Raw genomic sequence first — 15,502 nt, forward strand, 5'->3', positions numbered from 1 at the left:
TAAGTATTGTAAAGCAATCTTAAAAGTGTTACGGGTGTTTATCTGCGCCGCGCCGGTCCCCTGATGGTTTCTTGCCCTTAAAATGATTGTCTGTAAGACAATTGTGCTATCAATTTCAACAAATGAGCTATCAGCAGAAAGGTAGTCCGGTTATTTTTGTTTTATCGTTGGTCACCGCCTGCCATGCAAAACGTAAGTGACGAAATGTCTAGTGTGGACAAAACGGCAGCAGGTGATAGTATAATTTTTTGAAGATGCTTATAGATCTAACCGCGAAAGGTTTGAAAAGATTCCTCGTTATGGCCCTCTTGTTTACAGGTACCGCTCTTCAGGCGCAGCAGTCTGATAATGGAGACGGTACCTTTACAAATCCGATTATCTGGGCTGATTTTCCGGACAATGATGTGATCCGTGTGGGAGATACCTATTACATGGTAACCACCACCATGTATTTTTTCCCGGGTGTTCCTGTGCTGAAGTCGAAAGACCTGGTGAACTGGGAGTATGCTTCCAATGCGGTGGAGCGGTTTAAACAACATACCTTTTATGATTTAAACGGCGGTAACCGGTATGGGAAGGGCCAATGGGCCAGCAGTATCCGTTATCACAATGGAAAATTTCACATTCTCTTTCTTACGCTGAATGAGGGCGGCTTTTTATGTACTGCCCCCAAAGCCGAAGGTCCCTGGGAGATACGGAAGTTGCCGAGACCTTATTACGATGCGGGCCTTTTTTTCGATGACGACGGACGCACCTATATCGCGCATGGTTATAATAAAATATCAGTCACAGAAGTAGATTCCAGCCTGGCTCCCATCAGCAGGGACAGCGTGGTGTTTGACAAGGTGCAAAGACCCGGGCTGGAGGGATCGCATGTTTACAAGATAAACGGGTACTATTATATCTATGCTACTTATGGTGGCGGGGATGGTTATCAATGTTGTCTCCGGTCAAAAAATATCTTTGGCCCTTATGAAGAGAAGATTGTGTTAAAGGACGATATGAACCTTCATGGCAGGGGTGTTCACCAGGGGGCATTGATTGAAACGCAGAAAGGGGAATGGTGGAGTGTGATTTTCCAGGACAGGGGAGGCGTAGGAAGAGTGCCCACGCTGCAGCCGGTTCAGTGGGTGGATGGCTGGCCCATGGTAGGGAAAGATGGCCGCGCAGTGGTTACCTATGCCAAGCCCAATACAGGTATCCTTTCACCCGTGCGGGTGCTGCCCACCAGCGACGAATTTAATACAGATAAGCCGGCCATTCAATGGGCCTGGAACCATAATCCAAACGACAGCGCCTGGTCGCTCACCGCGCGAAAAGGTTATCTGCGGCTGATTACAAGTGGTATTGCCGCCAACCTTCCGCAGGCGCGGAATTCCCTGGCCCAACGGATATTTGGTCCCTTCTCCGATGCCACCACGGAGTTGGATGTGAGCCACATGCAGGCTGGAGATGTGGCAGGTCTTGCGGTATTACAAATCCCTCATGCACTCATTGGTATAAGGGCAGCAGCAGGCGCAAAGTTTATTGTAATGGAAAATGCGGGGAAAACCATTGATAGTATTGCTTTAGGGAAAAGGAATGTTATCTTCCTCAAAGCGTCGGTCAATACGGTTAAAGACCAGGCTCATTTTTCTTATAGTTTTGATAACAAGGTGTTTGTTCCCATTGGAGATACGCTGAACATGAAGTTTGACCTGAAGATGTTTACCGGCAACAGGTTTACGTTGTTTAACTATGCCACTGTGCGGCCGGGCGGGTATGTAGATTTTAACTGGTTCCGGATGGATACCCGCCAGGGGCCGCCCAATCTCTTTAAAGCGGCTTCATTCATCCAGGCGGAGATGTATGATGAAATACACCTGGCGCGTGTCACTGCCAGCAGGGATTTGAGCCATCCCGGTGATCAGGATATCTCCAATTTAACCAATGGTTCCTGGATCAGGTTTAACCAGGTGGATTTTGAAAAGGGATACCAACAGCTCCTGCTGCGGGTTTCTCCCGGACAGGGGCATGTTACTGTGTATGTTGACAAAGATTCCGGGAACCCTTATGCGTCCATCACGCTGCCTTCCACGGCGGCTAAGGAATATAGCACCATCTCTATCCCTGTTAAAAAGCTGACGGGAAAACACCGGCTGACTTTTAAGTTCACGGGAGATGCGGGATCGCCGGTGAGTCTTAACTGGTTTTCTTTCACCAACGCCACGCCCGGAAAGAAGGACAACGCCACCAGCGTTGTTTCCGGTTTATAACTGCTTATGTTGAATTTATTTTATTCACTTAAATCAAAGAAAATGTATTGTACACCGGGAAAAACATCGTTTAAGTACCTGTTGTCCGTGATAGTTATTTTTTACATGGTTGCCTGTAGTCCGCCACGTGCCGGACGTGCGATCACAGAAGGAACAACCGGAAAATATGCTTCCCGGCCACTGGTGTCTCATATCTATACTGCCGATCCATCGGCCCATTATTTTGATGGTAAAATATTTATCTATCCATCTCACGATACGGCAACAAACACAACAGAGAATGATAATGGTGATCACTTCAGGATGGCCGACTATCGTATCCTTTCCATGGATTCCATTGGAGGAAGGGTAACAGACCATGGTGTTGCCTTGAAAGTAGAAGATGTGCCGTGGGCTTCGCAGCAACTATGGGCGCCGGATGCCGCTTTTTCACAGGGTACTTACTACCTGTATTTCCCCGCAAAGGATAAGCAGGGCTTATTCAAAATAGGCGTGGCTACTTCCCCGCGGCCCGCAGGCCCTTTTACAGCAGAAAAGGAGCCGCTTAAAGGAACCTACAGCATTGATCCGAGCGTGTTCCGGGACGATGACGGCTCGTTTTATTTATACTTCGGAGGTATCTGGGGAGGGCAGTTGCAAAACTGGAACAACAACCGGTACGATTCTTCCGCAAAGCTGCGTAATAAAGATGAGACAGCGATTCTTCCGCGTGTGGCCAAGCTTTCGCAGGGAATGAAAAGCCTGGAGGGGGAGCCCGCAGAAATAAAAATAACAGACAGCAATGGTAACCTGTTCCTGGAAAAAGACAATGACAAACGTTTTTTTGAAGCCGCCTGGATGCATAAGTATAATGGGAAATATTATCTCTCTTACTCAACAGGGGATACGCATAATATCGTGTATGCGATCGGGGATAACCCATACGGACCGTTTAAGTACCAGGGGGTGATACTGAAACCCGTTGATGGCTGGACGAACCATCACTCCATTATTCAGATTGGCGATAAATGGTATTTGTTTTACCACGATACGCAGCTGTCTGGTAAAACACATTTAAGAAACGTGAAGGTAACTGAGATGAAGTATAATAGTGACGGTACTATCCAGCCTTTGAGTGCATTTAAATAAAATTGGAATAACCACTTCATGAACAATTTTCATATGAAATATACCAGCTTTGCTGCTATTACTTTGATCGTTATTTCGGTGAGCTTTTGTTGCCTCGCCTACCGTCAACAACCCGCTGCTGCTCCCGGAACGGGCGGGTTGAAGGATTACTACAAAAATTATTTTCCTATAGGCGTGGCTGTTTCCGCCCGTGCCCTGCGAACAGATGAAGCGGGGTTGCTTATCAGCCAGTTTAATAGTCTCACGCCCGAAAATGCCATGAAGATGAGCGTTGTCCATCCCCGTGAGCAATGGTATAACTGGAAAGACGCCGACTCCATAGCGGCATTTGCCCGTAGCAACGGGATGAAGCTGCGGGGGCATACATTAGTCTGGCACCGGCAGGCGCCGGAGTGGATCTTTAAGGATGCCAGCGGACAGCAGGTGTCTAAAGAAGTATTGCTGCAGCGGTTAAAGGATCATATTACAACAGTAGTGAAAAGGTATAAAGGAGTGGTGTATGCCTGGGATGTTGCCAATGAAGTGATAAGCGACCAGCGGGATGAATTTTACCGGAATTCGCCCTGGTACCAGATCTGCGGTGAGGAATTTATTGAGAAGGCATTTCAGTGGGCGCATGAAGCCGATCCGGAGGCGTTGTTGTTTTACAACGATTACAATGAAATTAACCCTGTAAAGCGAAAAAAAATAATGCAGCTGCTGACTGGCCTGATCGCCAAAGGTGTGCCAGTGCATGGTATTGGCCTGCAGGGCCACTGGGCCATCAATGAGCCCTCCAAAGAGCAGTTGGAAAAGACTTTCGAAGATTTCCTCACCCTGAACCTGAAATTACAGGTCACTGAACTCGATATCTCTGTTTACGCAAAGGAGCATGAAATGCGGGAAAGGCAACCGGGTGACAGCGCCTTTGCTTTTACTGCTGCCAGGGAACAGCGGCAGATCGAACAATTCCGTATGTGTTTTGATGTTTTCCGGAAGTATAGTAATGCTTTAACCGGCGTAACATTCTGGAATATATCTGACAGGTACAGCTGGCTTGATAATTTCCCTGTACGTGGCCGGAAGGATTATCCTCTTTTATTCGACAAGGATTTGCAGCCCAAGAAGGCGTTTTGGTCTGTTGTCAGGTTCTGACGACTGTTCCGGGGCGTATTTTCTGTAAACAGATCAACAGGCGGTTATTTAGCCCGCCTTCACAGTAGCCGTGCATTCGTCCACCAGGCCGATCGCACGGCTACTGTATTTACAATACATAGGTGGCGCCACCGGGAGGTGGGTCCGTGATATAAGCATAAAAAGCTACAACATAGCCGGCACGCGGCCCTCAAACCAAAATAATGTAAATTCGCATTGTTTTATATACACCGTTTTATGAAGCAATCTATATTACCTGCCAATCATCCTACTGCTGATTCACAAAATACGATGGAGCAGGTGGCTGTTATGCTGTATAACCCGGACGTGGCAAATATTAATGGTAAAATTGAATTGCGGCAAAACTTATTCAGCTTCCTGCTGGAAGGCCAGAAGAGCGTTCAATACGCCGGATCACAGGTAACCATCAACCCGGATCAGTTCTTACTGCTTTCATCCGGCAATTGCCTCATGAGCGAGAAAATTGCAGCGCCTGGTGGTCGTTACAGGAGTATCCTGCTTTTTGCGGATAATAAAGTGCTGGCAGATTTCTTCCTCCGTCATCCCCAGGCTCCGGCGCAAAAAAAACAGGAAGCACCTTTCCTGGTGTTTGAGAAAGATGCATTTCTGATAAACTTCATTGAGTCGCTGGGTTTTATTTTAGCTTCCGGTGTGCCTCCATCCGCGGAATTGCGGAAAGTGAAACTGGAAGAATTGCTGCTTTATTTAAGTGAGCATTATCCTGAAAAAATGCAGGGGCTCCGCAATTTTAACGATGAAACTGACGATGATTTGCTGATCCGCCAGGCTGTTACAGCGAACATGTATAACACCGTGACCGTTGAAGAGCTGGCCTTTCTGTGTCATATGAGCCTGTCTACCTTTAAGCGGCGCTTTGCCAGAATTTATGGCACCTCGCCCAATAAATGGCTGCTTGAAAAGAGAATGCAGAAAGCGGCCCAACTGCTTAAACAAGGCGAATGCAAAGTAAGTGAGATATATTTTGAACTTGGCTATGAAAACCTGTCGAGCTTCATTCAATCATTTAAACAAGTACACGGAATAACCCCCAAGCAGTTCCAGCTGTCAAATTGAACGTTTAGCGATACTTTTTGAACGTTGCGCTATCTGTTGCCGGCCCTCCTCCGGGCTACCTTTGAGTAAAAATTATAAAGTTATGGCAACACTAACAACAGCTACGGCATCCGGCAGCGGCGCCCTGGCGCAGGCATTCACCCTGAAGAGCAACGAGCTTGGAGGCCAGTTAACCGGCAAACAGTATTTCAATGGCATGGGGTTCTCCGGCGAAAACCAATCCCCGCAGCTTTATTGGGAGAACGCCCCGAAAGAAACGCAGGGTTTTGCAGTAACCATGCATGACCTGGACGCTCCAACCGGCAGTGGCTTCTGGCATTGGGTGGTTTTTGATATCCCGGCTGATGTACACGAACTTCCGCCGGATGCGGGAAATCCGGCAAAGGATTTACTTCCGGAAGGCGCCGTGCAAAGCAATACGGATATGGGAACTCCCGGCTACGCAGGGGCTGCACCTCCCGATGGCCCCGCACACCGTTATGTGATTACGGTTTATGCCCTGGGCAAAAAACTGGAACTGGATAAAAGCGCCACCCCGGCGTTAGTAGGTTTCAATATACACTTCGCTACCCTCGCCAAAGCTTCGCTGCTGGTGTACGGACAAAAACATTGATGCAAGGAAAAACATCGGGAAAATGAACAAAAAGTATTTTATAACACTGGCAGATTACAATACCTGGGCAGATAATATTGCTATGGGATGGCTGAATCAAATCGATGATGAGCAATGGAATCAGGCTATCATCAGCAGTTTCAGCAGCATTCAACAAACCGCCATCCATATTGCCAGTGCTGAAAAAATCTGGGTGGACTTCTGGAGAAAGGTTCCTGATCCGGTTTATTTATCTGCCGGATTTAAGGGCACGAAGAATGATTTAATAGAAATTTGGGGAAAAGCATCCGCCGGTCTGAGAAATTTCATAGCAGAATATCCGGAAGAAAGTTATCTGCAAAAAGTTTCCTTAAAAAAACCGAATGGTGAAGAAGACCAGATGGAGTTTGTGCAAACATTTCCTCACATCATTAACCATTCTACCTTTCACCGGGGACAATTAGTAACCATGCTGCGCCAGGTTGGCTTCACAAAGCTGTCTTCAACCGACTTGTTTACCTTCTACCGTTTACACTGCTGACATAGGGTTGTCACACGGCCGGAATAGCTTTGTACTAAACAAAACGAAGTACAATATGAATTTATCTTCCATCCGTATTATTACTGCCGATATTAAACGCCTGGTGCAGTTTTATGAAAGCATCACCGGAGTGCCGTTTAAATGGTATACTGATGATTTTGCCGAACTGCGAATGCCTCTCGGGACCCTGGCTATAGGAAGTACCCGCACTTTAGCTCTTTTTGGAGGAAATGAGGTGGCTACGGCTTCCAGTAACAGGTCGGTTATCATTGAGTTTGGTGTTGAGGATGTTGATGACAAATACCGGCAGTTGGCCAGTTTGCTAGGCGAACAGGTGGTGCAGCCACCAACCACCATGCCCTGGGGGAATCGCTCACTGTTATTCAGGGATCCGGATGGCAACCTGGTTAACTTCTTTACCCCGCTGACGCAGGAGGCAAAGAAAAGAAACGAAACAACAATGTAGGGAAAGCCTTTGAGCTGATATTTATTTCCCCGGTTTTATTAAAATATGAAAGCCGCTACCGGAGCGGCTTTCATATTTTAAATTGGTACATTCAAGCTACACCCGGATCTAAAAATAGATAATTCCCAGCTCTCCGTCTGTTTCAAGAATGGTGGCATTACCTACCTGGTGACTTCTGAGTATTTTAACCGGTGGATTTGTGTCTCCATAGATACCTGTCAGTTGCGCATATTTTTCGCCATCCTGTTCTATTATTGAAACGGAATTTCCATACTCGTCACTGCCTCCTTCCCCAAAAGCCATTTTCATAGTGTAGGCGGTAAGGAAAAGGTCCCCCGCCTGCAGGTTTTGCAGCTGAAGCTGTCGACCGGGAACAATCGCGGTAATCAATAAGGTGTTATAATTATAAGGGGTTGCCTTTATTTTATTCAAAAAGGTTTCCTTGCTGATATTATTTTGCAGATAACTGTCACTTGCCGGGAGAAAGATGGTGTATGGCCGGTTGGTATGCGCTATATACAGCAGCACAGAATCGTAGACCCTTTTATGGACGTCGGCATAATTGCCGCCAGCGAGCACGGGGTAACCCCGTACGAGCGTATCCATATAAGAGAACGCAGGATCCAGGTGCAGCCAATCCTTTACGGTATTGACTGCATAGCTGGCCTGCCTGATAGGGAAAGGGACAGGAAAAGTATCTGAAGGGCCATCATAAGTATGCCATGATAAAGGTCCGGTATCTGCATTTGCAGGTAGTTTAACAAGAAAGGTATCACTACCTTTTTTTGAAACAATTTTTAACGCAGCGTTTCCGATATAGAAGAAATTATCACTATCCTGTCTGCTGAAATTCTCCGTGTATAAAGCAATGGTGTCTCCTGCAAATGCATAGCTGGGCCAGTAGTTTTTTATTAGCGGGGTGGGATTTACCGCTATTTCAGGACCATCTGCACTTTTAAATTGCTGATTACGGCTGATCGTTACCCGGGTCCGGCCATTCAGTACTTTGGCGGGAATTATGAAGGAGATGCTGTCTGCAGACCGGTTCAGGATAGTGCCGGGGCGCCCACCGATAAATACTTCCGTAAGCAGGCCATCCTGTATCAGCAGGTGGCCGTATATCGTGAGCCGGTCTCCCGTTTGTGCAAACGTTCTGCTGACCTTATTGATCACCGGTGTTTGTATAGCCAGGTCATCTGCCGGAGGCTGATCTTTCTTACAAGCAATCAGCAAAGACATTAGCACAATGCCGGGTAAATGTTTAAGTAAAAAAGTTGTTTTCATTATTGCGGTTGTAAGGTCAGAAATTGGTGATGGTAGAGAGGTTGATGGTTTTATTTACATTACCATCTACCGGTTGGCGATAACCGCGGAGGATGACTGTATAACATCTACCGGGTTCCAGTGGTACTGATTTGCGGACCAGGGTTCTTTCTTCACCCGTAGTTTCATCCTGGTACATGATCCGGATGGCGGGCTTGGGACCGGGAGAAACGGTGGCATAATTGCTCACGCCACGGAAGGCAATGTTTTTGATAGCATCAATCGTGGTGGTATCAATCTTCATATATACTGCGCCCATATCAGGAGTCAGATGTACCAGCCTTATTTTTGCATGGTCAGGATCTGGTTGTACGTCGTCATGGGTATAGCGTATTTCATAAAACCCCAGGCTATCCAGCAGGTAAAGCGTATAATGTTGACGGTTTTCAAATTTTAGCAGGGTTTCCGAAATTTTACGGGCGTTGTCCGGCAGATTGGTGGTATCAGTAAATCCAATTTTGAAAACGCCGGTATCCGTGTAAGTGTATTTCGAAAAATTAAACGCGCCCACCAGTCCATTGCCGTTATCATTATAACTACGGGGTCCATAAGGAGCATTATTCACCAGCACCATGCTATTGGCGCCATAAAAATCCGGTACCCCATTGTATACCATCAGGTAGGCAAGGGTAGGAGAGGCCGGTAGTTCGCTATCTTTCTTACAGGATATCAGTAACCACCCTGTTGCCAGGGCCAGGAGAAAATATTTTTTTATCATTGTTTATTGACTTTAAATGTCCCGGTTATTATTTTCCAATGGCTATTTTTACTATTCTTACATCTGCGCCACAGCACACATTGTCATAGCCTACATACAGATCGCCGAATTGATCAAATACGATCCTGTTTGGTCTGGCGAGAATACAGTTGTTGCCCGGATGTGCATCCTGCATAAAAGCTCTTTGTGACTTATACTCCGGCGGAATAGGATTTTGCATAGGCCCGCCTGCAATCAGGGCAATCGTTTCTGATCTGAGGTCCATTTTGTAAATAGTGGTGAACCCAAAAACAATATTCCCGTCGAAATCGGTATCGTAGGTAGTAATAGTATAGGGTAAGCCTACTTCTTTGAAAGTGCCGGTTTCATAATCACTGCGTTGCCCCTCTGGTAATCCCACAATGGTGGAGGCTTCCCGGGTGTCCAGGTTTACTTCCGCAATGTTAGTACCCCACCCGGCGCCGTTGCTAAGAATATAGAGTTTGCCATTGCCTGCCATCACCATGTTTGTGGCGTTATAAAAGCGTACTTCCTCACCAAATCCATCACTGTGTTCCATGAGATTGGTGTACAATACAGGATGGTAGGTAACGCCATCTGCGTCTTCAAAATCAAATACTTCCCTGCTAACTTTACCCATTATCGTTTTAATAGAGCCATCGGGTTTAAGCACCCGGAACAATGTTTCCATATCCAGGAAATAGAGATTTCCATTTTTATCAAAAGTAAGTCCGTTGGGAGAAGTGATCATCGCTGAATCTGCAGGACCATCCTCCAATCCACGGTAGTTCATTACTGTATTCGAGTAATAAGCATCTATACTGCGTTTGTTATTACCGGCAAGGATGGTTACTTTACCGGTGGCGGGGTCTAAACTCTGGATCAGCGAGTAATCGGCTGGTTTTTCGTCAGGCGTTGCAGGCGCTACTGTAAACAGGTTCTTAAAATATAATTTGCCGTCGGGCCCAGGTTTCATATCAACGGTATTGGCTGCACTGGGGCTAAAATCAGTTATTCCCAGTTTGAGTTTACTACCGGCGGTGGCAAAATAGTCATCGCCGCCCCCTGCTATGGTGGTTACCATTCCATTTTTGATCATGCGGATGCGTAAGGAGTTATCGCTCTGCTGAAAATCGATGAAGTAAAAGGTTTGGGTATTGCGATCATAGGTCAGCTGCTTCACTACGTTTACCACTGCCTGTCTGGAAGGACCGTCTTTCAGCTCAACAGGAAAAATGTATTCGTATGCCCCGTCACTGTTTTTCACGCTATCGGAATACGAGAAGAGGTAAGGTATTACTGTTACCTGGTTTGGAATAAGGATGTTCGGCCGTTTTACCACAAATGGAAGGGCGGGTTTTGCAAGTCCGTTCACGGAGAAGTAAATATTACCCGGACCAATGTGAGCCGCCTTGGGAACAGTGATATTAAAGGTGTCCATAGGTACCTGCACATGTTCTCCGATTGATGTTAAAAGCGTACTGTTGCCTTTACCGTGGGTGAGTACCTGGGCTTCCACGTCCGAAATGAATATTTTGACGCCTGCTGCCGGATCTCCTATTTTGGCATATACCGTAATCGTTTCATCGATCTGTGCTTCCGTAATATTGACACCAGCCTTCACTACCTTAATAATGCCGGATTCGTTGTTTTGAAGATCCAGTTTTTCCCTGAATTTATTGCAGCAGCATAAGAGGAGCGGCAGCAGGAGCAGGTATACAGTGGGTGATTTTATTTGCATATGGGTACATATCATGACAATCAGAGAATAATGTTTAAAGCGAATGAATAGTAAGGATGCTGGTAGTATCTGCGATATATAATATCTGCCTGGTCAAAAGGGATTACCTGCCCGGGCTCAGGTGCAATGCCTTTTAATTTATCAAAGTGATAGTTGTGTTTCCAGTCCTGGTAAAGCAGTACAGGCGTATTCAGCATATTCTGTACACCGGCGCCTATGCTCCACGTTTTATTGATACGTTGTCTCCATGTCAGGTCCAGCTGATTTCTGGACTTCATCATGATATCGGTATCCGCCCTTTTTCCCTGGTTGGCGCCTACTGCATAGATGTAGTCGGCCGCATGGTTATAGGTAATGGAGATTTTTGTACCGAGGCCGGGGTTTTCGTAGTTGAGAGCAGCGTTGATCAAATAGGGCGACTGGCCCTGCATGGGTCTGGACCTGGTGCCTTCATAACCCACATACTGCGGCATGGAAGGTACATCCACATTACTTTTGAACCAGGATCCATTCAGGACCACCGATAAATTGCGAAAGAAATTACCTGAAAGAAAATCCAGGTTCTTTCGTAGTTCTGCTTCTATGCCATATACTTTAGCTTTGCCGGTATTCACATATACAAATTGGTCAAAACCTTCACTAAAGATCATCCTGAAACGTTCAATAGGCCGGTCGAGTTGTTTATAAAAGACGCCCACGTTTATCAGTTCATTATTGCTGGCACCGCGGGGATACCATTCCAGTCGCAGTTCGGTGTTATGAATATTTACTGTTTTCAGATCCGGGTTGCCGTTGTAGGTTTCCTGGTCCACGTAGTTAACGTATTGCATGGGTGCGGCTTCCCGGAACTCGGGACGGTTCAGTGTTTTGCCATAACCGATGCGGATGATCAGGGAGCTGTCTGCCTTAAAGGAGGCATTCACAGACGGCAGAATGCTGGTGAGCGGCTGATCTACGATAAGCGGATACGCGGCGAGGCCGTTTTCGTAGGATCCCAGGATACGGAAGTGATTATCTTCAATCCTCACGCCGCCAAATATATTAAGACGCTTCTGTAACAGGTTAATATCGGTACTGATATAACCTGCTTTCAACGTATTGTCTGCATAGTATTGGTTATTGGGGGTTGTTTTTTCCAGCCACCGGTAACCGGTTCCATCAGTGCGGAACATAGAGGGGTCAAAATAATGTTGCAGGTACTTCTCTTCAACGAGCTGGCCATTTCCCATTATCTCCCCGTTGTCGCCATCATATTTTGAACCCCGGATGGCCAGGTTGGGGTCGTACAGGTTTACACCGTTTACGATTATAAAGATCCGGTTATTGAAATTCCTCATTCTTGACTGGTAATAGGCGCCTGCTTTAAATCCCCATACATCCGTAAGCCGGTAATTCAGGTCAGTGTTTGCCTGGTGGGTTTTTTCGGTAATGTCATTGAAAGAGCGTGATAGCGTATAAAAAGAGATCAATTCAGTGCTAAGGGCCCAGGGGCTTTCTCCGGTATTGGATATCTGCCTGTTTAATGTATAGTCCCGGTTGTCTGGCTCCTGCTTATGGATAGTGGAATAGCCTGCATTTGCTTTCAGTTCATTTCTTTTATTTTTTCCAAAAAGGTATGTTCCGGCAAGTTGGCCGGAGTATAAGGTATTTTGTACATAGTAAAGATTAGTGTGGCGAAATTCCTGACCCGGGTAATCATCCAGTTTGCGGTAATCTTCTACTGCAATACGCTGATTATTTACGTTAAAAAAATTATGAAGCGCCAGTGTAAGCCGGTCGCTGACCTGCATTTCATTATCCTGTATTATGGAAATCCTGGCAGCGTGAATACCTTGTGTGAGCTGGCCGTTATAGAATTTATATAGCGAACGTTGTTCTGAAAGTCTTTGTTCATGGGTGTTTGAATAAGAAACAGCGCTAAGGTTTTTCAGGTATTTCCGTCCTGTTTTCCAGGCATCGTAATAATTGAGATTCAGCCGCAGGTCCGGTAACGCCTTATAGGTTTTATCCAGTACATAAACATTTTTGAACTGCTTTGAGTATCCGGCATTTTCAGCAGGAGAAAGATGATTAAAATTTGCTGCTCTTGGTATCCCGGAGGGTAGTTTGCGCGTACCATCATCGAAGCCCAGGAAATCATATTTACTGCCTGCATAATCCCAGACCTTATCGAAGGTAGAACCGGGACGGTACTGGGTAGAAAGCTGAAGATCCACCTGCCGGGTCATCTGGCTTTTCTTGGTATATATTTTTACAAGTCCCCCTGAAAACTCCCCGGGCAGATCAGGAGAAGGAGATTTATACACCATAATGCGGTCAATTACGTTACTACTGATTACATCATAAGAGAATGAACGGCTGTCGGCATCATTGGCAGGGGCGATTGCGTCATTGAGATAGGTAAGGTTATACCTTTTGTTTAACCCACGAACGATAACAAAATTATCTTCTGAAATATTTACGCCGGGCACTCTTTTTACCACTTCAGCCGCATCACGGTCAAGTGTTCTGGCTATTTGCTCGCTGGAAATGCCGGATACTACGGATTTGGCATTGTATAGTTCGCGGATCAGCTGTGCATCTGTGGTATTGGCCACCCTTTTTCGTTTAATGGCTGTTACCACTACAGTGTTGGCGGTAGTGGATTTCACCTGTAGCTTTACATCCACGGTGTTATTTCCGGCTTCTATCCGGATCATCTGATGGGCGGTGCCGTAGCCCGTATAGGTGACTGTCAGGGTGTATTTACCGGCTTGTACACTATTGATGTTATAAAAGCCTTTGTCGTCGCTGACGGTAACCTTGCTGGTTCCTTCCAGTCGAACCGTTGCGCCCGGCAAGGGCTGTGCATTTTCGAAATCAACAATTCTTCCTTTTAATATACCTTCTGCTGACGCTGTTTTTTTTTGAGGAACCGGGTTGGCAGCAGCCACCTTTCTCACAGCAATATTTTTTCCGGCCACGGAAAATGCAAGACCATAGTGTTCTTCCAGGTATTGTAATACTTTACCGAGGCTCGTTTTTGTAAAGTGCACGTCGCGGACGGTGATGCTGTTTAATACCGCTTTGTCTACAGAGAAAGTATAGTCCGTTTGTTTTTGTATGGATTCGAGTAACGCAGATACGCTGATGGCGGCAGATGAATACTCAACTTTAGCTGTAAGCCCGGAGAATTTTTCCTGCGCCTGTAGCGTATAAATGGTACAACACATCAGCAGGCATAAACACCCTCGCTTTAATTGTATAGGAAGGGACTTAAATAGCAAAAGAATTTCATTTGCCTTATAGTACATAGAAAGCATACATTAATTTATTTTAAGAATAGATTATAGCGGGGATGTGGCCCTGCTACTGGCGTTGGTTTAAGGCATATTGTACACAGTGATATCCTCGCCGCGTTGTTGCATGTAACAGTTGGAGATGAAAAGTATATTATTTAAGATCTCGCTACTGCTCTCTTTCCGGAAGATGGCCGTTATCTTTTTATCTGACAGTGCTGATTGCGTTCCTTTTGCATAGTGTATAACCAGGTGATATCGTGCGGCTACCCTTTGTACCGCATCCGTGAGCGGCAGATCATTAAACACCAGTGAACCGCTCGTCCATTCTTGTGGATCACTGATTTTAATCTGTTGCCGTTTAAAGGTATGGCTGCTTTTTTCGTAATCCATCACGTCGCCCGGGTGAAGCCTTGTAGCCATTTGATCAGCGCTGTCAGCAGATGCTACTGTAACCAGTCCGCTTACCAACGACACTCTCACTGCTGCTTCGTGCGGATAGGCCTCAATATTAAAGGTGGTACCCAACACACGGGTAGCCAGCTTACCTGTATACACCACAAATGGCTGGGAGGCATTTTGCGCCACATCAAAAAAAGCTTCTCCATCCAGTTTTATACTGCGTTGCCCTTTGCCGGTAAATGGCGTATAGGATAATTTACTGCCTGGCGCCAGCCACACCTTACTATTGTCAGGTAATACAGCTAGTTCGGGATTGTTATGATCATTATAAATGGTGGTCCAGGTAATGGGCGCCGTATGGTTCCTGTTCGTAATAAACCAATATGTAGTTCCTGTTACCATCAACACTACCGCCGCCGCTACGCGCAGCCAGCTTTTCCGCCATTTCCGCGAAGCACGTTCAATAGGAATAACCTGCTTCCTCCCATATGTTTTCATTTCCAGTTGCGTTAGCATCCGCCGGGTAATGTCTTCGCCGATATTGTCAGCAGGTAGTTCCCATGATTGTTCCATGAGGGAAATAAATTCCTGGTGGTCCTGTCCAGCCAGGTACCTAAGCACCTGCTGTTCTTCCTGTGGTGTGCATGTTCCATCAAAGTATTTACCAAGCAATGCTTTATCTATCATTATGAAGTGCATTTAAGATCCCTGCTAATAATAACACAGCACTGTCAAACTAAAACCCTACCGCGAAAAGTGGAGTTAACATGGAGATAACATTGGCGGGTGGGCGTGTGAATTAATCATTATCTTTTATAAGAGGAGCGGC

General features: G+C 46.1%; 12 protein-coding genes. 7 read left to right on the forward strand and 5 right to left on the reverse strand.

The genetic code is table 11. The annotated features are described in order from the left end of the window. Window positions 1-254: 254 nt before the first annotated feature. The 7 genes from AB6805_RS29255 to AB6805_RS29285 all read left to right on the forward strand — a co-directional run bounded on the left by AB6805_RS29255 (window position 255) and on the right by AB6805_RS29285 (window position 7,211). Window positions 255-2,255, forward strand: a complete 2,001-nt coding sequence (locus AB6805_RS29255; RefSeq protein ID WP_370912982.1) for a family 43 glycosylhydrolase — start codon at window positions 255-257, stop codon at window positions 2,253-2,255. Window positions 2,256-2,297: 42 nt separating this feature from the next. Beyond that, window positions 2,298-3,383 (forward strand): glycoside hydrolase family 43 protein, encoded by a 1,086-nt coding sequence (locus AB6805_RS29260; protein WP_370912983.1) that lies wholly within the window; start codon window positions 2,298-2,300, stop codon window positions 3,381-3,383. Window positions 3,384-3,401: 18 nt separating this feature from the next. After that, complete coding sequence (locus AB6805_RS29265; protein WP_370912984.1) at window positions 3,402-4,517, forward strand: endo-1,4-beta-xylanase; 1,116 nt, start codon at window positions 3,402-3,404, stop codon at window positions 4,515-4,517. A 237-nt stretch (window positions 4,518-4,754) separates the two neighbouring features. Beyond that, window positions 4,755-5,612, forward strand: a complete 858-nt coding sequence (locus AB6805_RS29270; protein WP_370912985.1) for a helix-turn-helix domain-containing protein — start codon at window positions 4,755-4,757, stop codon at window positions 5,610-5,612. A gap of 82 nt (window positions 5,613-5,694) precedes the next feature. Then, window positions 5,695-6,225 (forward strand): YbhB/YbcL family Raf kinase inhibitor-like protein, encoded by a 531-nt coding sequence (locus AB6805_RS29275; RefSeq protein ID WP_370912986.1) that lies wholly within the window; start codon window positions 5,695-5,697, stop codon window positions 6,223-6,225. Between the two features lie 22 nt (window positions 6,226-6,247). Beyond that, a complete protein-coding gene (locus tag AB6805_RS29280) occupies window positions 6,248-6,745 on the forward strand; it encodes a DinB family protein (protein ID WP_370912987.1) in 498 nt (165 codons plus the stop codon). A gap of 55 nt (window positions 6,746-6,800) precedes the next feature. Next, window positions 6,801-7,211: a VOC family protein gene (locus AB6805_RS29285; protein ID WP_370912988.1), complete on the forward strand. Its 411-nt coding sequence runs from the start codon at window positions 6,801-6,803 to the stop codon at window positions 7,209-7,211. Between the two features lie 108 nt (window positions 7,212-7,319). Here the strand turns inward: AB6805_RS29285 and AB6805_RS29290 are convergent, their stop codons facing one another. The 5 genes from AB6805_RS29290 to AB6805_RS29310 form a co-directional block, all read right to left on the reverse strand. Then, window positions 7,320-8,495, reverse strand: a complete 1,176-nt coding sequence (locus tag AB6805_RS29290; RefSeq protein ID WP_370912989.1) for an IPT/TIG domain-containing protein — start codon at window positions 8,493-8,495, stop codon at window positions 7,320-7,322. A 16-nt stretch (window positions 8,496-8,511) separates the two neighbouring features. Continuing rightward, entirely contained in the window at window positions 8,512-9,252 is a 741-nt protein-coding gene (locus tag AB6805_RS29295; protein WP_370912990.1) for a DUF4397 domain-containing protein, read from the reverse strand. A gap of 28 nt (window positions 9,253-9,280) precedes the next feature. Continuing rightward, the gene (locus AB6805_RS29300) at window positions 9,281-10,993 is read right to left on the reverse strand and encodes a hypothetical protein (protein ID WP_370912991.1); all 1,713 of its coding nucleotides are present in this window, start codon (window positions 10,991-10,993) and stop codon (window positions 9,281-9,283) included. A gap of 20 nt (window positions 10,994-11,013) precedes the next feature. Next, window positions 11,014-14,205, reverse strand: a complete 3,192-nt coding sequence (locus tag AB6805_RS29305; RefSeq protein WP_370912992.1) for a TonB-dependent receptor domain-containing protein — start codon at window positions 14,203-14,205, stop codon at window positions 11,014-11,016. A 150-nt stretch (window positions 14,206-14,355) separates the two neighbouring features. Beyond that, the gene (locus AB6805_RS29310; RefSeq protein WP_370912993.1) at window positions 14,356-15,360 is read right to left on the reverse strand and encodes a FecR family protein; all 1,005 of its coding nucleotides are present in this window, start codon (window positions 15,358-15,360) and stop codon (window positions 14,356-14,358) included. Between the last annotated feature and the right edge of the window lie 142 nt (window positions 15,361-15,502).

The organism is Chitinophaga sp. RCC_12, from assembly GCF_041360695.1.
GTDB lineage: Bacteria > Bacteroidota > Bacteroidia > Chitinophagales > Chitinophagaceae > Chitinophaga.

Coding starts and splice junctions, on each gene's coding strand:
- AB6805_RS29310 (WP_370912993.1), bottom strand. CDS start 15,360: ATGATAGATAAAGCATTGCTTGGTAAATACTTTGATGGAACATGCACA.
- AB6805_RS29255 (WP_370912982.1), top strand. CDS start 255: ATGCTTATAGATCTAACCGCGAAAGGTTTGAAAAGATTCCTCGTTATG.
- AB6805_RS29300 (WP_370912991.1), bottom strand. CDS start 10,993: ATGCAAATAAAATCACCCACTGTATACCTGCTCCTGCTGCCGCTCCTC.
- AB6805_RS29265 (WP_370912984.1), top strand. CDS start 3,402: ATGAACAATTTTCATATGAAATATACCAGCTTTGCTGCTATTACTTTG.
- AB6805_RS29260 (WP_370912983.1), top strand. CDS start 2,298: ATGTATTGTACACCGGGAAAAACATCGTTTAAGTACCTGTTGTCCGTG.
- AB6805_RS29290 (WP_370912989.1), bottom strand. CDS start 8,495: ATGAAAACAACTTTTTTACTTAAACATTTACCCGGCATTGTGCTAATG.
- AB6805_RS29280 (WP_370912987.1), top strand. CDS start 6,248: ATGAACAAAAAGTATTTTATAACACTGGCAGATTACAATACCTGGGCA.
- AB6805_RS29285 (WP_370912988.1), top strand. CDS start 6,801: ATGAATTTATCTTCCATCCGTATTATTACTGCCGATATTAAACGCCTG.
- AB6805_RS29270 (WP_370912985.1), top strand. CDS start 4,755: ATGAAGCAATCTATATTACCTGCCAATCATCCTACTGCTGATTCACAA.
- AB6805_RS29295 (WP_370912990.1), bottom strand. CDS start 9,252: ATGATAAAAAAATATTTTCTCCTGGCCCTGGCAACAGGGTGGTTACTG.
- AB6805_RS29305 (WP_370912992.1), bottom strand. CDS start 14,205: ATGTGTTGTACCATTTATACGCTACAGGCGCAGGAAAAATTCTCCGGG.
- AB6805_RS29275 (WP_370912986.1), top strand. CDS start 5,695: ATGGCAACACTAACAACAGCTACGGCATCCGGCAGCGGCGCCCTGGCG.